Origin of the sequence: Leifsonia sp. NPDC080035 (assembly GCF_040050925.1) — a bacterium.
Classification (GTDB): domain Bacteria; phylum Actinomycetota; class Actinomycetes; order Actinomycetales; family Microbacteriaceae; genus Leifsonia.
This window is the reverse complement of sequence record NZ_CP157390.1, coordinates 2,955,622-2,976,903: the sequence shown is the minus strand read 5'-3', so window position 1 is coordinate 2,976,903 and position 21,282 is coordinate 2,955,622. Positions and strand designations below refer to the sequence as shown.

Annotated in this window: 19 protein-coding genes; 8 read left to right on the top strand and 11 right to left on the bottom strand. The window is 71.2% G+C overall.

From position 1 onward, the window contains the following. Positions 1–6: 6 nt before the first annotated feature. Genes AAME72_RS14415 through pdhA form a run of 3 tightly spaced genes read right to left on the bottom strand, consistent with a single transcriptional unit; the run spans position 7 to position 3,442 of the window. Positions 7–1,311 carry a dihydrolipoamide acetyltransferase family protein gene (locus tag AAME72_RS14415; RefSeq protein ID WP_348787243.1) on the bottom strand — a complete coding sequence of 435 codons (1,305 nt, stop codon included), beginning with the start codon at positions 1,309–1,311 and terminating at the stop codon, positions 7–9. Further along, positions 1,311–2,321, bottom strand: coding sequence for an alpha-ketoacid dehydrogenase subunit beta (locus tag AAME72_RS14410; RefSeq protein ID WP_348787242.1), 1,011 nt, complete (start codon positions 2,319–2,321; stop codon positions 1,311–1,313). Before AAME72_RS14410 ends, AAME72_RS14415 begins: the two co-directional genes overlap by 1 nt. Continuing rightward, positions 2,318–3,442 (bottom strand): pyruvate dehydrogenase (acetyl-transferring) E1 component subunit alpha, encoded by a 1,125-nt coding sequence (gene pdhA / locus AAME72_RS14405; RefSeq protein ID WP_348790142.1) that lies wholly within the window; start codon positions 3,440–3,442, stop codon positions 2,318–2,320. The genes AAME72_RS14410 and pdhA overlap by 4 nt, the downstream gene beginning before the upstream one ends. A gap of 206 nt (positions 3,443–3,648) precedes the next feature. On the opposite strand from pdhA, the gene AAME72_RS14400 reads away from it, so the two are divergent. Continuing rightward, the gene (locus AAME72_RS14400) at positions 3,649–4,110 is read left to right on the top strand and encodes an Lrp/AsnC family transcriptional regulator (protein WP_348787241.1); all 462 of its coding nucleotides are present in this window, start codon (positions 3,649–3,651) and stop codon (positions 4,108–4,110) included. 75 nt (positions 4,111–4,185) lie between these two features. Here the strand turns inward: AAME72_RS14400 and AAME72_RS14395 are convergent, their stop codons facing one another. Continuing rightward, positions 4,186–6,480, bottom strand: a complete 2,295-nt coding sequence (locus AAME72_RS14395) for a polyribonucleotide nucleotidyltransferase (RefSeq protein WP_348787240.1) — start codon at positions 6,478–6,480, stop codon at positions 4,186–4,188. 248 nt (positions 6,481–6,728) lie between these two features. Continuing rightward, entirely contained in the window at positions 6,729–7,532 is an 804-nt protein-coding gene (locus AAME72_RS14390) for a fructosamine kinase family protein (protein ID WP_348787239.1), read from the bottom strand. Positions 7,533–7,645: 113 nt separating this feature from the next. Here AAME72_RS14390 and AAME72_RS14385 point away from each other — a divergent pair, with 113 nt between their 5' ends. After that, a complete protein-coding gene (locus AAME72_RS14385; RefSeq protein WP_348787238.1) occupies positions 7,646–11,533 on the top strand; it encodes a DUF3376 domain-containing protein in 3,888 nt (1,295 codons plus the stop codon). 8 nt (positions 11,534–11,541) lie between these two features. On the opposite strand, the gene AAME72_RS14380 is transcribed toward AAME72_RS14385, so the two are convergent. Then, the gene (locus tag AAME72_RS14380; protein ID WP_348787237.1) at positions 11,542–11,961 is read right to left on the bottom strand and encodes a VanZ family protein; all 420 of its coding nucleotides are present in this window, start codon (positions 11,959–11,961) and stop codon (positions 11,542–11,544) included. An 18-nt stretch (positions 11,962–11,979) separates the two neighbouring features. Here AAME72_RS14380 and AAME72_RS14375 point away from each other — a divergent pair, with 18 nt between their 5' ends. Continuing rightward, positions 11,980–13,170, top strand: a complete 1,191-nt coding sequence (locus tag AAME72_RS14375; protein WP_348787236.1) for a low temperature requirement protein A — start codon at positions 11,980–11,982, stop codon at positions 13,168–13,170. On the opposite strand, the gene AAME72_RS14370 is transcribed toward AAME72_RS14375, so the two are convergent. Further along, complete coding sequence (locus AAME72_RS14370; protein ID WP_348787235.1) at positions 13,159–13,809, bottom strand: lysoplasmalogenase; 651 nt, start codon at positions 13,807–13,809, stop codon at positions 13,159–13,161. The two genes, AAME72_RS14375 and AAME72_RS14370, sit on opposite strands and share 12 nt — an antisense overlap. A gap of 71 nt (positions 13,810–13,880) precedes the next feature. On the opposite strand from AAME72_RS14370, the gene AAME72_RS14365 reads away from it, so the two are divergent. After that, positions 13,881–14,060 (top strand): multidrug transporter, encoded by a 180-nt coding sequence (locus tag AAME72_RS14365; protein ID WP_348787234.1) that lies wholly within the window; start codon positions 13,881–13,883, stop codon positions 14,058–14,060. A 74-nt stretch (positions 14,061–14,134) separates the two neighbouring features. Here the strand turns inward: AAME72_RS14365 and rpsO are convergent, their stop codons facing one another. Further along, entirely contained in the window at positions 14,135–14,404 is a 270-nt protein-coding gene (rpsO, locus tag AAME72_RS14360; protein WP_348787233.1) for a 30S ribosomal protein S15, read from the bottom strand. A 193-nt stretch (positions 14,405–14,597) separates the two neighbouring features. On the opposite strand from rpsO, the gene AAME72_RS14355 reads away from it, so the two are divergent. Beyond that, positions 14,598–15,638 carry an NAD(P)-dependent alcohol dehydrogenase gene (locus tag AAME72_RS14355; RefSeq protein WP_348787232.1) on the top strand — a complete coding sequence of 347 codons (1,041 nt, stop codon included), beginning with the start codon at positions 14,598–14,600 and terminating at the stop codon, positions 15,636–15,638. A 19-nt stretch (positions 15,639–15,657) separates the two neighbouring features. Here the strand turns inward: AAME72_RS14355 and AAME72_RS14350 are convergent, their stop codons facing one another. Next, positions 15,658–16,263, bottom strand: a complete 606-nt coding sequence (locus AAME72_RS14350; RefSeq protein WP_348787231.1) for a TetR family transcriptional regulator — start codon at positions 16,261–16,263, stop codon at positions 15,658–15,660. Between the two features lie 91 nt (positions 16,264–16,354). On the opposite strand from AAME72_RS14350, the gene AAME72_RS14345 reads away from it, so the two are divergent. Further along, a complete protein-coding gene (locus tag AAME72_RS14345; protein WP_348787230.1) occupies positions 16,355–17,113 on the top strand; it encodes an SDR family NAD(P)-dependent oxidoreductase in 759 nt (252 codons plus the stop codon). A gap of 6 nt (positions 17,114–17,119) precedes the next feature. On the opposite strand, the gene AAME72_RS14340 is transcribed toward AAME72_RS14345, so the two are convergent. Next, positions 17,120–18,553 carry a PLP-dependent aminotransferase family protein gene (locus AAME72_RS14340; RefSeq protein ID WP_348787229.1) on the bottom strand — a complete coding sequence of 478 codons (1,434 nt, stop codon included), beginning with the start codon at positions 18,551–18,553 and terminating at the stop codon, positions 17,120–17,122. Between the two features lie 82 nt (positions 18,554–18,635). On the opposite strand from AAME72_RS14340, the gene AAME72_RS14335 reads away from it, so the two are divergent. Next, positions 18,636–19,085: a carboxymuconolactone decarboxylase family protein gene (locus tag AAME72_RS14335; RefSeq protein WP_348787228.1), complete on the top strand. Its 450-nt coding sequence runs from the start codon at positions 18,636–18,638 to the stop codon at positions 19,083–19,085. 65 nt (positions 19,086–19,150) lie between these two features. Here the strand turns inward: AAME72_RS14335 and AAME72_RS14330 are convergent, their stop codons facing one another. Beyond that, entirely contained in the window at positions 19,151–19,525 is a 375-nt protein-coding gene (locus AAME72_RS14330) for an FKBP-type peptidyl-prolyl cis-trans isomerase (protein WP_348787227.1), read from the bottom strand. A 263-nt stretch (positions 19,526–19,788) separates the two neighbouring features. On the opposite strand from AAME72_RS14330, the gene AAME72_RS14325 reads away from it, so the two are divergent. After that, the gene (locus AAME72_RS14325) at positions 19,789–21,276 is read left to right on the top strand and encodes a carboxylesterase family protein (RefSeq protein WP_348787226.1); all 1,488 of its coding nucleotides are present in this window, start codon (positions 19,789–19,791) and stop codon (positions 21,274–21,276) included. Positions 21,277–21,282: the final 6 nt, after the last annotated feature.

Here is a 21,282-nt window from a genome sequence, read left to right as displayed (position 1 = left end):
GCGACGCTAGACGAGGGTGAGGACCGACGCGGGGTCGGCGAGGATGCCACCGATGTCCGCGAGGAACCGCGACGCCTGCTCGCCGTCGGCGATCCGGTGGTCGAAGGTCAGCACCAGCGTGAGCACGTCGCGCAGCGCGATCTCCCCGCGATGCTCCCACGGCTGCCTGCGCACCGCACCGACCGCCAGGATCGCCGCCTCCCCCGGCGTCAGGATGGGCGTTCCCGCGTCCACCCCGAACACGCCGACGTTCGTGATCGTGATCGTGCCGCCGGTCAGCTCGGCCGGCGGCGTCTTGCCCGCGCGTGCCGTCTCCGCGAGCGAGCGGATCGCTCCGGCCAGGTCGACGAGCGAACGGGCGTCCGCGTCCCGGATCACCGGGACCATCAGCCCGCGCGGCGTCGCCGCCGCGATCCCGAGGTGCACGGAGGCGGTCTGCACGATCTCCTGCGCCGGCTCGTCCCAGCGCGCGTTGAGCTCGGGGGTGCGCCGGAGCGCGATGCAGAGAGCCTTCGCCACGACGGCGAGCAGGCCCGGCCGGGCCTCGGCGGTGTCGCGGCGTGCCCGCAGGCGTTCGACCAGCTCGGTGGTCGGGGTCACGTCGACGGTGAGGAACACGCTCGCCTGGGGAGCGCCGAACGCGCTGCGGACCATCGCGTCCGCGGTCGCCTTGCGGACGCCGCGGATCGGGATGCGGAGCTCGCGGCCGTCCGCGGCCGGCTGCGTCTGCGCGGGTGCAGAGGCCGTCTCCAGGTCCTGACGCGTGATCAGCCCGCGTTCGCCGGTGCCGGTGACGGTGGCGAGGTCGATGCCTCGCTCGCGCGCGAGCTTCCGCACGGGCGGGGTGGCGCGCGGGCGCTCGGCGAGGCCGACGGGCGCGGCAGCGGGGGCGGGAGCCGCGGCGGCGGCGGGCGCCCCGACCGGCGCCAGCCCCGGACGCGCCCGACGGGCCGGCCGGTTCGTCGAGTCCGGGCGCGCGCCGTAGCCGACCAGCGTCGGCTCCGGCGCGGGGTCGTCCTGCACCGCGGCCTCCGGCGCCGGCGCCTCCTGCTGCGCGGGAGTGCCGGCCACCTCCACCTCGAACGCGAGCAGCGGCTCCCCCACCGCGACCGTCACACCCGGCTCCACGTAGAGCCGCGACACCCGTCCCTCGTAGGGCGCGGGCAGCTCCACGAGCGCCTTCGCCGTCTCCACCTCGGCGACGATCTGGTTCAGCTGCACCGTGTCGCCGACCGCGACCTTCCAGGCCACCAGCTCCGACTCGGTCAGCCCCTCGCCGAGATCGGGCAGGGTGAAGTCCCTGACCGCCATCAGTCCTCCACCCCGCTCAGCGAGTTCGGCCGGTCCATGGCACGGTCGATGCCGTCCAGGATGCGGTCGAGGTCGGGCAGGTGCGCCGCCTCCAGCCGTGCCGGAGGGTACGGGATGTCGTGCCCGGTGATCCGGACCGGCGCGTGCTCGAGATGGTAGAAGCAGCGCTCGGTGATCGACGCCGAGACCTCCGCGCCGAGGCCGCCGGAGAGCGCGGCCTCGTGGGTGACGACGAGCCGTCCGGTCTTCTTCACGGACGCGACGACGGTGTCCATGTCGAGCGGGGATAGCGAGCGCAGGTCGATGACTTCGACCGAGACGCCCTCGTCTCCGGCCGCGAGGGCCGCGTCGCGGGCGAGCTGCACGAGTCCGCCGTAGGTCACCAGGGTCACGTCGGCGCCGGGCGCGACGACGCGCGCCGTCCCCATCGGGCGGGCGTCCGCGAGGGGCGCCTCCTCGTCGACCTCGCCCTTCGCGTGGTACCGGCGCTTCGGCTCGAAGTAGAGCACGGGGTCGTCGGAGGCGATCGCCTGCCGGATCATCGTGTACGCGTCCTGCGGGTCCGACGGGCTCACGACGCGCAGCCCCGCCGCGTGCGCGAACAGCGCCTCCGGGGAGTCGGAGTGGTGCTCGGCCGCGCCGATGCCGCCGGCGAACGGAACCCGGATCGTGATCGGCATCTTCACCGCACCCTGGGTGCGGTAGTGCATCCGCGCCACCTGGTTCACGATCTGGTCGAACGCCGGGTAGATGAAGCCGTCGAACTGGATCTCGACGACGGGACGGAAGCCGCGGTAGGCCATCCCGACCGCGGTGCCGAGGATGCCGGACTCGGCCAGCGGCGAGTCCATCACGCGGCGCGGGCCGAACTCCGTCTGGAGCCCGTCGGTGACCCGGAAGACGCCGCCGAGCGTCCCGATGTCCTCCCCCATCAGCACCACCTTGTCGTCCTCGGCGAGGGCGCGGCGGAGGCCCGCGTTGATCGCCTTGGCCATCGTCAGCGAGGTCATCGGTCGTCACCCCCGACGAAGGTGCGCAGGTAGCGCGAGTAGTGGTCGCGCTGGCGCGTGAGGCCGGTGTGCGGCTCGGCGTACACGTTGTCGAACACGCTGAGCGGCTCCGGGTCCTGCAGCGCGACGATGCCGGAGCGCATCTCCGCCGCCACCCTGTCCGCCTTCTCCTGGATGCGCGTGAGCCGCTCCTGGGTGAGCATCCCCAGCGCGCCGAGGTGCGCCTCCACCCGGCTGACCGGATCCTTGCCGCGCCAGGCCTCGACCTCGGCCGGGTCGCGATAGCGGCTCGGGTCGTCCGCTGTCGTGTGCGGCCCGACGCGGTAGGTCACCGCCTCGATGAAGGTGGGACCGCCGCCGGAGCGGGCGCGGTCCAGGGCCGAGCGCATCACGGCCATCACCGCGAGCACGTCGTTGCCGTCGACGCGGACGCTCGGGATGCCGAACCCGGGCGCGCGCTCGGCGATCGGGCGCTGCGCCTGCAGGCCGACCGGCTCCGAGATCGCGTACTGGTTGTTCTGGCAGAAGAAGATCACCGGGGCGGCGTACGTGGCGGCGAAGATCATCGCCTCCGTCACATCCCCCTCGCTTGTCGCCCCATCGCCGAAGTACGCGACGGCGACCGCGTCCGTGCCGTCGGCCTGGATGCCGAGCGCGTAGCCGGTGGCGTGCAGGGTCTGCGCGCCGATGATCACCTGCGGCGTCGCCATGTTGATGTCGTACGGGTTCCAGCCGCTCTGCGTGGTGCCGCGCCAGACGCGCAGCAGGTCGACGAGGCCCGCGCCGCGGCAGTAGGCCACGCCGTGCTCGCGGTAGCTGGAGAACACGAAGTCGTCGGAGCGGAGCGCACGGCCGGAGCCGATCTGCGACGCCTCCTGGCCGAGCAGCGGCGGCCACAGGCCGAGCTCGCCCTGGCGCTGCAGCGCGGTGGCTTCGGAGTCGATGCGACGGATGACGAGCATGTCCTCGTAGAGTCCGAGCAGTTGCTCGGGACCGATGTCGGAGACCCAGGCGTCGAAGCGGACGTCGCTGAGACGGTCGCCGTTCTCGGTCAGGAGCTGGACGGTGTCGGCACCGGCTGCAAGGTGCAGGTCGTTCAGGCGCACGTCGTCCAGGCGCATGTCAGGCTGATTGTCGATCGTCACGGTTCACGCAACCTTCACTCTCGCGTCCGGCCGGGTGCTTGTGGCGCCACGGACCGGCTTCCGGCCTCCTTGCCGGAATTACTCGGAAGGCTACGCTTCGGGATCAGCGCGCACAACCAACGGCGTGTCGACCGTGCACCCTGCACTATCGGACGACGCCGCGCGGTGCTAGCTTTCACACTATGCGCACGTTCGACAGCACCGACCGACGCATCCTCGTCGCACTCTCCGAGGATCCGCGATCGACCAACGTCTCCCTCGCCGACCGCCTCGGTCTCAGCCGGAACACCGTGCAGGCGAGGATGGCGGAACTCGAGCGCAGCGGAGCGTTCCTGTCGTTCGAGCGCCGCATCTCCGAGCAGGCCGCCGGCTTCCCGCTGGCGGCGTTCGTGACCGTGCACGTGCAGCAGCAGAAGCTCGCCGCGATCGTGGGGCGGCTGGCGGAGATCCCGGAGATCGTGCAGGCCTACGGGCTCTCCGGCCCGTCCGACCTGCTGCTGCGCGTCGTGTGCACGGACGCCCAGGACCTCTTCCGGATCACCGGCGCCATCCAGTCCACCGAGGGTGTCGTGCGCGCCGAGACCTCGCTCGACATGGGCGAACTCATCCCCTACCGGCTCCGACCCCTCCTCACCCGCGACTAGCGGCCGCGCGGGGCCGCGGATACGCGAGAGGCCCGCGCCGAACGAGTCGGCGCGGGCCTCCGCGAGGGGCGGGGCTCAGCCCTCCGCGGGCTCCACGGGGCCCTCGGACGCGGCGTCGCGGCCGTGCGTGTCGGCCTCGTCCGCGAGCACCGGGGCGAGCGACAGCTTGCCACGGTCGTCGATCTTGGTGATCTCCACCAGGATCTTCTGGCCGACGCCAAGCACGTCCTCGACGTTCTCCACGCGCTTGCCGCCGGCGAGCTTGCGCACCTCGGAGATGTGCAGCAGGCCGTCCTTGCCCGGGAGCAGCGAGACGAACGCACCGAACGCGGCGATCTTGACGACGGTTCCGAGGAACTGCTCGCCGACCTCCGGGTTGGTGGGGTTCGCGATCGCGTTCACCTGGGCGCGGGCCGCCTCGGCAGACGGGCCGTCGGTGGCGCCGATGTAGACGGTGCCGTCCTCCTCGATGGAGATCTCGGCGCCGGTCTCGTCCTGGATCGCGTTGATCGTCTTGCCCTTCGGGCCGATCAGCTCACCGATCTTGTCCACCGGGATCTGGACCGAGATCACGCGCGGCGCGGTCGGGGCCATCTCGTCCGGGGTGTCGATCGCGGCGTTCAGCACGCTGAGGATGGTCGTACGAGCGTCCTTGGCCTGCTTCAGCGCGCCGGCGAGCACCGACGACGGGATGCCGTCGAGCTTCGTGTCGAGCTGGATCGCGGTGACGAACTCGCTGGTGCCTGCGACCTTGAAGTCCATGTCGCCGAGCGCGTCCTCCGCGCCCAGGATGTCGGTCAGGGCCGCGTAGCGGGTCTCACCGTCGACGACGTCGGAGATGAGGCCCATCGCGATGCCGGCGACGGGGGCGCGCAGCGGCACACCCGCGTTCAGCAGCGACAGCGTGGAGGCGCAGACGGAGCCCATCGAGGTGGAGCCGTTGGACCCGAGGGCCTCGGACACCTGACGGATCGCGTACGGGAACTCCTCGCGGGTCGGCAGCACCGGCACGAGCGCGCGCTCGGCGAGGAAGCCGTGCCCGATCTCGCGACGCTTCGGCGAGCCGACGCGGCCGGTCTCACCGGTCGAGTACGGCGGGAAGTTGTAGTGGTGCAGGTAGCGCTTCTTGGTGACCGGCGACAGCGAGTCGATCTGCTGCTCCATCTTGAGCATGTTCAGCGTGGTGACGCCCAGGATCTGGGTCTCGCCGCGCTGGAAGATCGCCGAGCCGTGGACGCGCGGGATGACCTGCACCTCGGCGTCGAGCGGACGGATGTCGGTCAGGCCACGGCCGTCGATGCGGATGCCCTCGCGCAGCACACGACCGCGCATGACCACCTTCGACACCGACTTGTACGCCGCCGAGAACTGCGTGAGGACCTCGGGGTCGAGGACGCCCGCCTCCACCTTCTCGGTGAGGGCGACCTTGACGCGCTCCTTGAGGGCGTCGTCGGCGTTCTGGCGCTCGATCTTGTCGGCGATCTGGTACACGTTCACCAGCTCGTCGTAGGCGAGGCCGGCGACGTTGTCGTAGGTCTCCTGCGAGTAGGGCAAGAACACCGGGTAGTCGGCGATCGCCTTCGCGGCCTGCTCGGCGATGACGTTCTGCGCGGCGACGAGCTGGCGGATGAACGGCTTGGCCGCCTCCAGACCCTGCGCGACGACCTCCTCGTTCGGCTTCACGGCGCCGCCCTGGATGAGGTTCCAGCTGCCCTCGGTGGCCTCCGCCTCGACCATCATGATCGCGACGTCGCCCTCGGAGCCGTCCTCGTTGGTGAGGACGCGGCCGGCGACGACGAGGTCGAACACGGCCTCCTCGAGCTGCGAAGCCTTCGGGAACGCGATCCACTGGTCCTCGTGCTGGCCGTTGCCGGGGATGAGCGCGAGGCGCACACCGGCGATGGGGCCGGAGAACGGCAGACCGGAGATCTGGGTGGATGCGCTTGCCGCGTTGATCGCCAGGGCGTCGTAGAACTCGTCGGGAGCGATGCTCAGGACGGTGATGACGATCTGGACCTCGTTGCGCAGGCCGTCGACGAACGACGGGCGCAGGGGGCGGTCGATCAGGCGGCAGACCAGGATCGCCTCGGTGGAGGGGCGGCCCTCGCGGCGGAAGAACGAGCCGGGGATCTTGCCGGCGGCGTAGGAGCGCTCCTCCACGTCGACGGTCAGCGGGAAGAAGTCGAAGTTGTCCTTCGGGTGCTTGCTGGCGCTGGTGGCGCTCAGCAGCATGGTCTCCTCGTCGAGGTACGCCGCGACGGCGCCCTGCGCCTGCTGCGCGAGTCGTCCGGTCTCGAACCGGACGGTGCGGGTGCCGAAGCGGCCGTTGTCGAGAACGGCTTCGGCGAATTTGATTTCAGGACCTTCCAAGAGGTCTTTCTCCTTTGTTTAACGTCGCCACCCCGTCTGGGCGCGACTCTCCAAGGAGCGAGCAGGCAGTTCGACACGTCTGTGTACGCGGCATCCCATGCGGGTGCGTGGGCTGAGCCCGTCTGGCCATCAGTAGAAATACACGGTTGCCGCCCACTCGCGCGGGATGCATCCGGATACCACCACCGAGGACCAGCTCCTGCCAGCCTGCTCCGGCGGTCGGCGTACAACCGACCACCAGCATCCTATCAGCCGGCCTGCGTTCGAGGGCGAACGGGGCCCTCTTCCAGCTCGAGCGTCGCCCGCGCGGCCTCGGCGAGCGCGATGCCGTACGACGGTCCGTGGCCCGCCGCGTGCACGGCGAGCGGGTGCAGCTGGTGCAGCGGGATGCGTGCGCGCCAGCCGTCGCGCAGCGGATGGGTGTCGTTGTAGCCAGCGGCGATCTCCTCGAAGAACGGCACCCCGAACAGGTCGAGCATCGCGAGGTCGGTCTCGCGGTGGCCGCCGTGCGCGGCCGGGTCGATCAGCACGGCACCGCCCTCCGACCACAGCACGTTCCCCGTCCAGAGGTCGCCGTGGATGCGCGCAGGCGGCTCGTCGTCGTCGAACGCGCCCGCCTCGATCCGCTCGATTGCCCGCTCGATGACGGGCAGCTGACCGGCCGTGACCGTCCCGGCCTCGACCGCGATGTCGACGTACGGGCGAACGCGATCCCGCGCGTAGAACCGGCCCCACGATCCCTCGTGCGCGATCGGCAACGGACGTCGGCCGATGAAGATCGGCCCGTCCCAGCCGTCCGGTGCCGATCCGAAGGCCGCGGCGCCCGCGGCGTGCGTGCGAGCCAGCCCGGCCCCGAACGCGCGCGCCGCCTCGGCCGTCGGCCGCGCCTCCCGGATCCGCTCGAGCTCGATGTGCCCCGGCCCGACGCCGGCCACCCGCACGATGCGCGCTCCCCCATCCGCCTCCGCCTCGGCGAGCCAGGCGAGCCCGGCCGCCTCCGCCTCGAAGAACAGCGGCGGCGCGTCCGCGCCGTGCTTGGAGAGGGTGTCCATGGGCCTTACCATACCGACTCATATAAATGAGAATTCCTCTTTTGTCAACCATGCGGCCCGCAGTAGCCTGTGCGCCATAACGGCAGCGGAGGGGCGTTCGAGGGAGGGGTACCATGGCGACCAGCGAAGCGGCTCCCGGCGCACGAGGGCCGCGCGACCGCGCAGAGCCTGGCGACAGGACCGTGTTCGAGCTGGACCTCGGCGGGGCTTTCCCGAACAGCCTCGCGCCCGGCTCCGATCGTCCGACGCGGCCGCCACTGCGGCGGCAGGTTCCCGACCTCGACGCCCAGGCGCCGCGGGGTGACCGAGAACGCGAATTCGAGCCGGCGCACCAGCGGACGCTGAGGCTCGCGCTGGCGATGCGCGGCGGCGTCAGCCTGGCCGTCTGGATCGGCGGAGCGGTCGCCGAGATCGACCTGTGGCGCCGGCTGCGCATCCGCAGGCGCACCTCCGACGGGACGGTGGTCGCGCTCTACATCCCACCGGGCGCGGACGACGCCGAGTTGGACGAGGACGTCTACCATCGCGTGCTGATGTACGCGCGGCTGCTCGACTCCGCCCAATTCGACTCCGTCGAGGTGGATGTGCAGGCAGGCGCGAGCGCCGGCGGCCTGAACGCGGTCATGTATGCGTGCGCGCAACGAGCGGGCGCCGACGTCGACCAGCTGCTTGACACCTGGGTCGACGTCGGCGGGATCTGGAGCCTGATGCAGCGTCCGGGCTTCCATTCGGTCTCCTCGGTGCTTCGCGGCGACACCTACTTCTTCCCGAAGGTGCTCGGCGCATTGCATGACTTCTACGCCGGTCCACGGAACCCGCTCCACCGAGCCGACCGCCTTACCGTCGACCTCTCCGCCACCGTCGCCGACAGCGAGGACGCCGTCGACCGCGGGACCAAGGAGGGACGCGGCCACTTCCACTTCGTCGCGAGCCCTGACCAGCCGTCCGTGCGCGAACGGGGTCGCGCGATCCCCGCGCCCGGCAGCGCGACCCGCGATGCCGATCTGGCCCGACTGGCGCTTGCGGCGAGGACGACCTCGTCGTTCCCCGGCGCATTCGAGCCGGCACTGATCTTCTCCCGGGAGACGGGACAGCGGGAGTCGAAGATCCGCGGTGGTGACGACTCCGTGGACATGACCTACGCCTTCCACGCCCATCGCACAGGCTGGGCGCACCCGTTCCGGGTCGTCGACGGCGGTGTGCTCGACAACATCCCGATCGACAGGGCATTCCGAGCGATCAGGAACACGGCATCGGAGGTCAACACCTCCCGGGCCATGCTCTATCTCGACCCCGACCCGCCGGCGCAGCCGCTGCGCTCCGTGCGGGCGCTCCGCTACGGGCCCATCACCCAGGACGAGCCACGCGGCCCGCGCTCGCTGATGGTGCGCAGGTACACGGACCGGCAGTCCACGTTCTTCGCCGCCATTTCGGCCGGACGCGGCAAGCGCGGGATCAGCGAGTCTGGCGCCGACGAGGAGGACGCGATCGAGCAGTACCGCCTCGACCTGCTGTTGGACCGCGCTCGCACCCAGGCGCTGACCCCGATGTCCACCATGAGGCCGGGACGGTACCCGCAGGCCGCTGCGCGCAGCGCGTACCTGCAATACCGGGCGAGTTCGGATCCCCAGGTGCTCTCCGCTGTCCTGATCAACCCTTCGCTCTGGCAGCTGAGCACCAACCTGCCGACCCGCGAGGTCTGGCGAGGATGGAACGAGGAGGAACGTTCGGCGCTGCCCGACTGCTTCGCTCGCGGCTACCAACGGCTCGAGAGCCCGGCGAGCCTGTTCCCTCCCGCCGGCAGTGCGTCGCATGACACGCCTCAGGAAGGGGCGCGCGCCATCCTCATTGGTCCGCAGGCGCTCCTCGACGCCGCTCGGAGCGGCCTGGCCTGGGTCCGATCGTTGGAGGAACTCACGGGAGCCCTGAACGAGGCGCCCTTGCGGAGGCAGAGGCTCGACCGACTGTCGAAGGGAGACCCACTGCGCAGCCTCGCGGCACTCCGCCGGCGTCTCTACTCCGTCCTCTCGGCCGCCGTCGACGCACGCGACCGCTGTTTCCGCGCTGCGCTCACCGCTGCAGACCAGGTTCGCGGCACGGCCACCGAGTCGCGTCGGTCGCTGGATCGAGCGGCGGAGCATCTGCGCGACGGCTGGCTCGCCGCGTCGGTGGCGGAGGCCCCCCTGCTGCGCGCGCGATGGTCCGACCTCGATGACGCCGTCGCCGCCCTGCGCGTGCTCTCCGGGGCGAGGAAGAAGGGAGCCGCGGCCGTCGAGTGGTCGCGCCAGCCGTGGAGCGGCGTCCCTCAGCGCTACTCGGGCTTCACCGCTGTCGATCTCGCGCCGTTCGCCGCCGCCATGGGCATCCCCGAGGCGGTCCCGCAGTTGACGTACTGGAAGATCACGGCCGACGAACGTCCCGCGCACCCCGAGCGCTACGGCACACTGCACAGCCGCCGCCTGCGGCTGGCCACCTCGGCGGCGCTGACGCTGCGCAAGGAAGATCTGGATCGCGAGGTGACGGCGATGCTGTTCAGCGACCAGTCGCTGACGGCCGACGACAAGCTCGCGGGCACCTCCCTGTTCCACTTCGCCGGCTTCCTCTCCGAGGCGTGGCGGGCCAACGACTGGTGGTGGGGGCGGCTTGACGCTGCGGCAGGGATGATCCGCTTCATCTCCTCGATGATCCCGCCCGCGACCGAGGAGACACCGAGTCCCGGCTCGGACAGGACGCGGATCCGCCCCGAGCCGCGCGTCGCCTACGCGCAGGATTCCGTGCTCTGCCAAGCCGCGAACGCAACGAAGGTGCGACCATTCCGCACCAGCCTGCCGACCAACCCATCCCCCGACCGGATCCGGGAGGCGTTCACGCTCGGAGCCGACACGATGGCCGACATGCGGCCGGGCTACGTCTTCGCTGTCCTCTCGCGCGGCATCAGGGTGACGAGCCGCGCGCTCGCCGGTTCCCTCGGCTTCTGGGAGAGGGCGATCATCGTCCTACTGCGACCCCTGCTGCTCTTCGCCGCCGTCGTGCTGAACCCATTGCGCGAGGCGTTGATCGCGGCCGTGCTCGGAGTGAGCATCGCCCTGATCGGCGGGACGCTCGTGGCGACGGGGAGCGGCCCCGACGGTGCGGCGATCACAGTCGGTCTGGCACTGGTGGTGGTCGGCGCGCTGCTGCTGTTGCGCGGCGTCGTGCGTCCGATCCGCAGCTGGCGGCGTGTGAGCGGCGCGGTCGGCGACCTGGAGGACATGCCGGACGAGGCCAGGCGGGAGTTCGCGAAGTACCGGCGCTCGGCACTGACCCAGGGTTGGGCATACGCCGTCGCCTCGCTCGTCACGCTCGGCATCGCGGCCGGAGCTCTCGTCGTGGTGCCGCATCTGGAGTTGTGGAGGGCGAGTTGGAATCACGGAAGAGCAGGGATGAGCGTGTCGTTCTGGATCCTGCTCGTCTCGGGGATCGTGCTCGCATTCCGGGCGGGCGTGCGCTTCCACGCGCCCAACGAGAGCCCGCACCGCAAGGCCCTGTACTGGTGGGGGTTCGTCATCTACCTGGCGTGGATCGTCTTGGTGCTCGAGCTGCCGTGGCTCCACCCTGGTGCAGCGGCACCGGAACAATCAGTACCGGTGGACATCCGCGATGCTGGACTGCCCGTCGCGGTGATGATCGGCGCTGCGGGCGTGGCCGTCGCATTGCTGCTCACCTGGGGCTGGCTGGGGTTCCGTGGCGGGTGGAGGCCGCTGCTCATCAACAGCATCACCGTCTCACTGTTGGCAGGGGCAGGGGCGTTCCTGTCGTCATGGTTGCTGATCGACAGCGGTCTGACACACGCCGGCACTCTCGTCGCGACGCTCGTGATCGTCCTCGTCACCCTGTTCGTCTGGGGCACGCTGTTGTGGTGGATCCCGGAGATCCCGGAGGGTCGATCGCCCACCTGGCGGATCCCGGGCGCCGGCTCGGAGCTACGGAAGGGCATCGCCGACCAGGCGACGGCGGACTGACGGGCCCCTCACCCCCCGGCGCGCCGCGCTACGGCCCCCGCCCAGAGCGCGACGACACCGATGCCGACGGCCGTGCCGAGCGTGTTCGCGATGAGGTCGCTCGGGTCGCTGAACCGGGCGGGCAGGAAGAGCTGGACGAACTCGATGACGAGCGTCGTCGCGGCGCCGAGCACGAGCACCAGCCACCAGCGCCAACGGCCGAGCAGGAGCATCCCGAGCACGCCGAGCGGGACGAACATGAGCACGTTGCCGGTGAACTCCGCGACCCGGAAGTCGATCCATGCCAGTGCCGGAATGGAGGCGCACGTCTCCAGCAGCCACTCCAGCACCGGGTTCAGGCGCGGGTCGGGCGGAGCCGGGTTCAGGGTGATCCACGCCACGGCGAGCAGGTAGAGCGCGGTGGCGATGCGTAAGAGCGGGCGGCGCATCCTCCTATGCTGGCGCACATGAGCATCGCCTTCCGCATCCCGATGTCCGGACGGTCGTCCGACGAGAAGCACCGCGTCTCCAGCCCGCTGGAGCTGCTGTTCGATCTGACGTTCGTCGTCGCGATCGCCCAGGTGGCGGCCCAGCTCGCCCACGCCGGCGAGCAGGGCGACGCACTCGGGAAGCTCGGGCCGTACTTGATGGTCTTCTTCGCGATCTGGTGGGCGTGGATGAACTTCACCTGGTTCGCCTCGGCGTACGACACGGACGACGTCCCCTACCGCCTGATGACGCTGCTGCAGATGGGCGGCGTCCTCGTGCTCGCCGCCGGGGTGCCCGCCGCGTTCGACGGCACCGACTTCACGGCGATCATCATCGGCTACATCGTGATGCGGCTGGCCCAGGTCGGGCAGTGGACGCGCGCGGCGATCGAGCATCCAGACGGACGGGCCACGGCGACGCGGTATGCGATCGGCGTCGCCGTTGTGCAGGTGGTGTGGGTCGCGTGGGGGTTCCTGCCGCCGGGGGTGCGGACCTGGACGTTCATCGTCGCCGCCGTGCTGGAGCTGCTGGTCCCGGTGTGGGCGGAGCGGCCGGGGATGACGTCGTGGCACCCGCACCACATCGCGGAGCGCTACGGGCTCTTCACGATCATCCTGCTGGGCGAGTCCGTGTCGGCCTCCGCGATCGGCGTGCAGAGCGGGCTGGAGGCGCACGGCGTCTCCCCCGCCCTCGTCGTGATCGCCGCGGCCGGGCTGGTGCTGCTCTTCGCGCTGTGGTGGCTGTACTTCCTCGAGCCCGCAGGCGAGGGGCTGGCGAACCGGCGCGAGCGGTCCTTCTACTGGGGCTACGGCCACTACTTCGTGTTCGCCTCGCTCGCCGCCATCGGCGCCGGGCTCGAGGTCGCGGTGCAGCGCGGCGCCGCGCACGCGAACGCGCCCGACACCGCGGTCGAGTACGCGATCGCGATCCCGGTAGCGGTCTTCCTGCTGATGCTGTACATCCTGCACGCGCCGCTCGTTCCCGAGGTCGTCATCCGGCCGCTGAAGACCGGCATCGCGATCGTGCTGGTGCTCGTGGCGCCCCTCGCCTCCCCGCTGATCGGGCTCGTCGGGGTGACGATCGCGATCGCGCTGGTCGCGTCCGCCCTCGTCGCCGCGACGCTGATCGACCGCGCGGTCGCGGCGCGGCGCGGTGACTCAGGCGAGTGACGGCACCCGGGCGACGGCGCGCGCCCGGCGCACGACACCCCAGCAGATGATGCCCTGCGCGAGGATGTAGGTGAGCATGATCGCCGCGTCCGCCTGGGTCAGCGCGAAGCCGGGCAGGAAGCGGTCGAGGCCGAGCAGGCTGTCCGAGACCACGAAGAGGGCGGCCCCGGTCGCGATCCACGGCGAACAGGCCGACGCGGTGATGCCGAGCACCGCGAGTGTCAGGCCGTACAGCGCCAGCGGGACGAGCATCCCGCCGGCGTGCGGAGCGAGAACCGCCAGCAGGCCCGCGTACCAGAGCACGTACACCGCCGACCACCAGCGCGGTCGGCGCACCCGTAGCCTCCGCCAGAACAGCACGATGTAGGCGAGGTGGCCGAGCAGGAAGAACGCGAGCCCGATGACGAAGCCGGGACCCACATCCATCAGCGAGAGATCCCCCAGCCAGCCGAACAGGATGCCGAGCCCGGCCAGCAGCGCCGTCTCGCCCCGGCGGACGGGCAGTGCGAGCAGCAGCGCCAGCAGCAGGGCGGGCATCAGCAGCGGCTTGGTCAGCGCGACGAGCGCGTCCGCGCCGGCGAGGACAGCGATCAGGTGGACGATGCCGACGACGATGTACGGCAGGAACGGGAGTGCCACGGCGACGACACTAGCGCAGCGGGAGCGCTCCCCCGCTTGTCCTCGGGGCCGCATCGCGGGAGTGTGGTGCTGTGACAGGGAAACGCGACGACCGAGACGACCGCGCCGACCAGCTGACCACCGCGCCCAAGGCGACGGAGAAGGATGCGGCGCCGAGGATCGAGACCTCCGAGGGTGACGACGGCCGGACCCGCATCGACATCCGCGACGACGCCGAGGTGCGACCCGGCGCCGATCCCGCTGACCGCTGAGACGCGGAACGGGCCGCCACCCGAAGGTGACGGCCCGTCCGTAAGAAGATCGCGTTGTCGATCGACAAGCTGCCTTATCGACGCAGACCGAGGCGCTCGATGAGCGAGCGGTAACGGTTGATGTCGATGTCCGCCAGGTAGCCCAGCAGACGGCGACGCTGACCGACCAGCAGCAGCAGGCCACGACGCGAGTGGTGGTCGTGCTTGTGCTCCTTGAGGTGCTCGGTGAGGTCCTTGATCCGCTTGGTCAGGATCGCGACCTGAACCTCGGGGGATCCGGTGTCACCGGGGTGGGTAGCGTACTCGTCGATGATCGCCTTCTTGATGTCAGCATCCAGTGCCATAGAGGGGATCCCCTTTCTCTTCGTTGCGCGGTGCCCGGGGCCTCGTGCCTGGGCTCTCTTTGTCCGCGGCCGTTCGACGGCAACCTGAAGAGTCTACCAGACCCGCGGAGGCCGGATCGGCGCCGGGACGACCCGCTCGGGCGGTCGACGACGGGTCTTCTGCGGCCCCTCCCCCGGCGGTAGCCTCGGCCGCATGAAGGCACTCCAGTATCGCGAGATCGGTTCACGTCCCGAGGTCGTCGAGGTCCCCGACCCCGAGGTCGGCCCCGGCCAGGTCCTCCTGAAAGTCACCGCCGCCGGGGTCTGCCACTCCGACGAGTTCGTCATGAGCCTGCCCGCCGACCAGTACATCTACGGCCTCCCGCTCACGCTCGGTCACGAGGGGGCCGGCATCGTCGAGGCGGTCGGCGACGGCGTCACCGGCGTGAAGCCCGGGGATGCGGTCGCCGTGTACGGCCCGTGGGGCTGCGGCCGCTGTCTCATGTGCGCCCAGGGCAAGGAGAACTACTGCCTGAACGCCGTCGCTGAGCACATCCAGCCGCCGGGGCTCGGCGCACCAGGGTCGATGGCCGAGTACATGATCGTGGACAGCGAGCGGCACCTCGTCCCGCTCGACGGCCTGGATCCGGTGCAGAACGTGTCGCTGACCGACGCCGGACTCACGCCGTACCACGCAATCAAGAACTCGCTCCCGAAGCTCGGCGCCGGCACGACGGCCGTCGTCATCGGGACGGGCGGGCTCGGGCACGTCGGCATCCAGATCCTGCGGGCGATCAGCGGCGCGACCGTCGTGGCGCTTGACGTCAATGAGGAGAAGCTGTCCCTCGCCCGCGAGGTCGGGGCGCAGCACGCCATGCTGTCGAACCCGGACGCGGTGGATGCGGTGCGCGAGCTGACCGGCGGCCGCGGCGCGAACGCGGTGTTCGACTTCGTCGGAGTGCAGCCGACCGTCGACCTCGCCGGAGCGATGGCCGGCAGCGAGGGCGACGTCACGATCGTCGGGATCGGCGGGGGCGCGCTCCCCGTCGGCTTCGGCCGGATCGCGTACGACGTGGCTGTGCGCACGCCGTACTGGGGCTCGCGCTCGGAGCTGATCGAGGTGCTCGACCTGGCGCGCGCGGGCTCCGTGAAGGTGGAGATCGAGACGTACTCGCTGGACGAGGCGCCGAAGGCGTACGAGCGGCTGCACGAGGGCCGCATCCGCGGCCGCGCGGTCATCGTCCCGAACGCCTGACCGGAGCCGCCGAGGGGCGCTACGGGGCGAGACCGCGCAGGAGCTCGTCGATGGCGGCCACGGCCACCGCGGCCGGGTCGCCATCGTCGGTGCGCGCCCACCAGAGGAGCGACGAGAAGTTCGCCGAACTGAGGGCGTCGGCGAGCACGTGCGCACGCAGGCCGTCCGCGGGGATGGCGAGCCGCCGCGCGAGGAACTCGGCGAGGATGTCGCGGTTCAGCGCCAGGCGCGAGACCCCGAAGGCGATGAGGGCGGCGTCCGACCCCATCAGCCGCAGGCGAAGCCGCGTCGCCTCCACCGCGTCCGCATCCAGGTCCAGCGCCTCGGTCATCGCCCGCGCCAGAACGTCGCGCACCGGCTCGCTCTCCGGCGCCGCGTCGAGGACGGCGTGCATCCGCTCGACCACCGGCTCGATCCCGCCCCAGACCAGGTCCGGCTTGCTGGGGAAGTACCGGAACAGCGTCCGTCTGCCCACGCCCGCGAGCGCTGCGATGTCGTCCATCGTCACCGCGTCGTAGCCGTTCTCGGCGAAGTGGCGCAGGGCGAGCAGGGCGACGCGCTCGGGGTCGACGTCGGCGGGCCTGCCACGACGGCGGGGGGCGGATTCAGCTGGCGGCGGATTCACATCCACGATTATGGCACTGAGTGCTATAAATGCCTCGACGCCCCACATCGAGCGCCGAAGAAGTCATCGACATCAGTCAGGAGACAGCAGTATGAGCAGCACCGACTCCGCCCGTTTCGCCGGCAAGACCGCGATCGTCACGGGCGCAGGCTCCGGTATCGGCAAGGCCACCGCGCTACGGCTCGCGTCCGAGGGGGCGCGCGTCGTCGGCAGCGACATCTCGGAGGAGCGCCTCGCCGCCCTCGTCGAGGAGAACCCCGGCCTCGACATCGTCACCGTGGCCGGCGACGTGTCCAGCGAGGAGACGATCGCGAAGCTCCTCGAGGCGGCGGGCGGGCGCGTGGATGCGCTGGCCAACGTCGCGGGCATCATGGACGGCTTCCTGCCGCCCGCCGAGGTCGACGACGCCACCTGGGACCGCGTGTTCACCGTCAACGTGACCGCGATCATGCGCCTCAGCCGCGCCGTGCTCCCGCTGATGATTCAGGCGGGCAGCGGTGCGATCGTCAACGTCGCGTCCGAGGCGGGCCTCCGCGGTTCCGCCGCCGGCGCCGCCTACACCGCGTCGAAGCACGCCGTCATCGGCCTCACCAAGAGCACGAGCGTGTTCTACAGCCCGAACGGCGTCCGCACGAACGCCGTTGCCCCCGGCGGCGTCGTCACCAACGTCGACGGCGCCTTCAAGTCCCAGCTGGCGGGCGAGCGCCTCGGCCCGATCATGGGGACCACCGTCCCGCCGGTGGCGCAGCCGGAGCAGCTGGCCGCGTCGATCGCCTGGCTGCTGAGCGACGACTCCGCCAACGTCAGCGGCATCGTCCTCGCCTCGGACGGCGGCTGGTCCGCGATCTGACCCGGATCAGCCCGCCTGCTCGCGGGCGACCGCGTCCGCGAGCAGGCGCAGTCCGTCGGGGATGTTCTCCGTCGCGATCGCCCCGAAGCCGAGCAGCAGCCCCTCCCGGGGCTCGCCGTACGAGAACCGGCTGAGCGGCTGGACCGCGACGCCCGCCACGGCCGCACGTTCCGCCACGCGCGCGGATCCGAACGGCACACCGGCGGACGGGCGCAGCGCGAGGTGCAACCCCGCAGCGGACGGGACGACGTCGAGGCGCCCCGCGAGCAGCTCCGCCGCCTCCCGCTCGATGACGGTGCGACGCTCCTCGTACACCCGCGTCGCCTGGCGCACGTGCCGGGCGAACGCGCCGGAGTCGAGGAACCGCGCCATCGCCGACTGGGTGACGGCGTCGTTGTGCCAGTCCGTGAGCCGCTTGGCGCTGCGGAGGGCGGGGAGCAGCGACGGCGGCGCCACGAGGAAGCCGAGGCGGATCGTCGGCAGCATGGTCTTCGAGAAGGTGCCGACGTAGACGACGCGACCCTCCGCATCCAGCCGCTGCAGCGGATCCAGCGGCCGCGCGCCGAAGCGGTACTCGCTGTCGTAGTCGTCCTCGATGACGACGGCGTCGTTGCGGGACGCCCAGTCCAGCAGGGCCACGCGGCGCTCGAGCGGGAGCACTCCGCCGAGCGGGAACTGGTGGGACGGCGTCACGTACACCAGCCGTGCGGGAGGCAGCAGGTCGACCCGCAGCCCGTGCTCGTCAACAGGCACGGGCAGCACCCGCGCCCCCAGCAGTTCGAACAGCTGGCGCACCGGAGGGTATCCCGGGTCCTCGACGGCGACGGTGTCCCCGGGCCGAAGCAGCACCCGCCCGAGCAGGTCGAAGGCCTGCTGGGCGCCGCTGGTCACCAGCACGTCCTCGGCCAGCGCCTCCACGGAGCGCGCGAGTCCGAGGTGCCGCGCGATCCCGTCCCTCAGCCGCTCTGAGCCCGCCGGGTCCGCGTAGTGGGCGGTGCGCAGCAACCGGCCGCGCAGCTCCGAGGTCACGTAGCGGCGCCACGCATCGAGCGGGAAGAGGGCCGGGTCCGGCGTCCCGACGCTGAAGTCGTACGCGATGGGATGCGGCTCCGCCCACAGCGGGTCGTGCAGGTCACGCCAGGCGGGAGCCGGTCGGGCTGCTCGACGCGAACCGCGCCGCGGCGAGGTGATCCGCTGCGCGGTCGGCGCGGCGACGAAGGTGCCGGAGCCGACGCGGGCCACGAGGTAACCCTCGGCGATCAGTCGCTCGTACGCGGTCGTCACCGTGCTGCGGGAGACGCCGAGGTCGGCCGCGAGCTCGCGCGTCGCCGGAAGCCGCTCGCCCCTGCGCAGCCGGCCGTCGAGCACCGCGTCCCTCAGGTGCCGGTACACCCGCTCTGCGCGATCGCCGCGCCCCTCGATCGGCACATGGATGTCCACATCCACCACCTCGAATCGGTCTGTTCGGAATCGTTGGAATTGGATCTTACAACCTGCCAATACCGCACCTAGCGTTGGTGCCATGACAGACACCATGGAACGCGTTCAGATCTCCTCCCTCGTCCCCGACGGCTACCGGAAGGTCATCAACCTCGACGGCTACGTCGGCTCCGCGGTCGAGGAGCCGCTCGGCGACCTCATCAAGCTGCGCGCCTCCCAGATCAACGGCTGCACCTACTGCGTCGACATGCACTCGGTCGACCTGCAGGGTCGCGGCTTCCCCCTGCGCAAGGTCTTCGCGGTCGCCGCGTGGCGCGAGTCGCCCTGGTTCGACGAGCGCGAGCGGATCGCGCTGGAACTGACGGAGGCGGTCACCCTCATCCACCAGGGCGGCGTCGGCGACGAGCTCTACGAGCGCGCGATCGCGGAGTTCGGCGAGAAGGGCTTCGCCGACCTCATCCTCGCCATCGGCACGATCAACATCTGGAACCGCATCGCCATCCCGACCCACATGCGGCCGCCCGCGCTCTGAGCACCGTGACGACGAGAGGCGCGCCGGCAGTGCCGGCGCGCCTCTCGCGTCTGAAGGAGTGCCGCTCAGCTGACGCCGAGCAGGTCGATCACGAAGATCAGGGTCTTGCCCGAGAGCGGGTGACCGCCGCCGGCGGGACCGTACGCGAGCGCGGGCGGGACGGTGAGCTTGCGGCGACCGCCGACCTTCATGCCGGGGATGCCCTCCTGCCAGCCCTTGATCAGGTTGTTGAGCGGGAAGTTGATCGACTGCCCGCGGCTCCACGAGGAGTCGAACTCCTCACCGGACTCGTACTCGACGCCGAGGTAGTGGACCTCGACCTTGGCGCCCGGGGTCGCCTCCGGGCCGCTGCCCTCGACGACGTCGACGATCTCGAGGGTCTCGGGAGCCGGACCCTCCGGCGCGTCGACCTCGGGCTTCTGGTTGGTGTTCTCTGCCATGACTCCATCCAACCCGGCCGCGGCGGTCGGCGTCAAAGGTCTTGCGTTCCGCGCGTGGCTGAGGCACCCTAGATGCATAACTCGACGACCCGGGAGCGTTGCAGGCATCGCCGCACCACCGGGCGTCGAGTCTTTTAACGCCCGGGATCACGGACGCCCGGATCACGGACGCCCGGATCACGCCCTTCCCGGATTTCCCTACCTTCGCTCGGTTTTTGTGGCAGGCTGGCGCTGAGCACGCCAGCGAAGCGAAGGAGCCGCCGATGTCACAGGCCACCATCCCACCCGAGGTCAGCACCCGCTCCGGACGGGTGCGCGGCGTGTGGAGGGACGGATCGGCCGCCTTCCTCGGCATCCCGTTCGCGGAACCGCCCGTCGGCGCGCTGCGCTTCGCTGCCCCGGTGCCGCACCGGCCGTGGGAGGACGTGCGGGACGCCACCGCGTACGGCGCCACACCGCAGCGCACCCCGATGGCGGAGGTGACCGCCATCCCCGAGCCGAGCATCCCGGGCGCGTCGACGCTGAACGTCAACGTGTTCACCCCCGCGCCCGGCGACGCCGCCGCGCGACTGCCGGTGCTCGTCTACATCCACGGCGGCGGGTTCGTCGCCGGGTCGCCCGCGAGTCCCTGGTACGACGGGGCGGCGTTCAACCACGACGGGATCGTGACCGTCTCGGTCTCCTACCGTCTCGGCTTCGACGGCTTCGGCTGGATCGAGGACGCGCCCGCCAACCGCGCTGTGCTCGACTGGCTGCTCGCGCTCGAGTGGGTGCGCGACAACATCGCGGCGTTCGGCGGCGACCCGTCCGACGTCACCATCGCCGGACAGTCGGCGGGCGGCGGTGCGGTGCTCACGCTGCTCGGCGTTCCGCGCGCCCAGCCGCTGTTCCGGCGCGTGCTCAGCATCTCCGGTGCGACGGCGGACCTCTCGCTCGCGGACTCGGAGGCGCTCGGCCGGCGCCTCGCGGCCCTGGCCGGTGTCGAGCCGACGCGCGCCGGCCTGTCCGTGCTCGACGAGGACACCGTGCTCGCCCTGCAGGCGAAGGCGCTCGCGCCCGACGAGGCGTCCGCCGATCCGCTGGCCGGACTCGGCCAGTTGGTCACCACGGGGATGGGCTGGGGGCCGGTCATCGACGGCGACCTGGTCCCGTTCCGGGCGGTCGACGCCGTGCGCGCGGGGATCGGGGCGGACAAGCCGCTCGTGCTCGGCGCAACGGACCACGAGTTCAACGCCGTGCTGCACGGCTACCGCACGGCGTTGGCGGCCGTTCCCGCCGCGGGCATCCTCGGCGCCTTCGGCGTGCCCGGGGCGACGATCGACGCGTACGTGCGGGCGCACGCCGGCGCGGACACGGTGGACGTCGTCGGCCAGTACGTCACCGACACGCTCTTCCGCACCCCCGCGATCGACATCGCCCTGGCGCGCGTTACGTCCGGGGCGTCGACCTGGCTCTACCGGTTCGCGTGGCGGTCGCCGGTGAGCGGTACGGCGTCGCACTGCCTCGACGTGCCGTTCTGGTTCGATGGGCTCGGCCTCGAGGCGGTCGCCGCGCTCGCGGGCGAGCACCCGCCGCAGTCGCTCGCGGACGACGCACACGGCGCCGCGGTCGCGTTCATCCGCACCGGCGACCCCGGCTGGACTCCGTTCGACGCAACCGCGCGGACGGCCCGCGTCTTCGACGCGCCGTCGACGGAGGCGACGGACGCGTACGCGGACGCCGCCGTGCTGCTCCACGCGCCGGTCGCCTGACGCGGA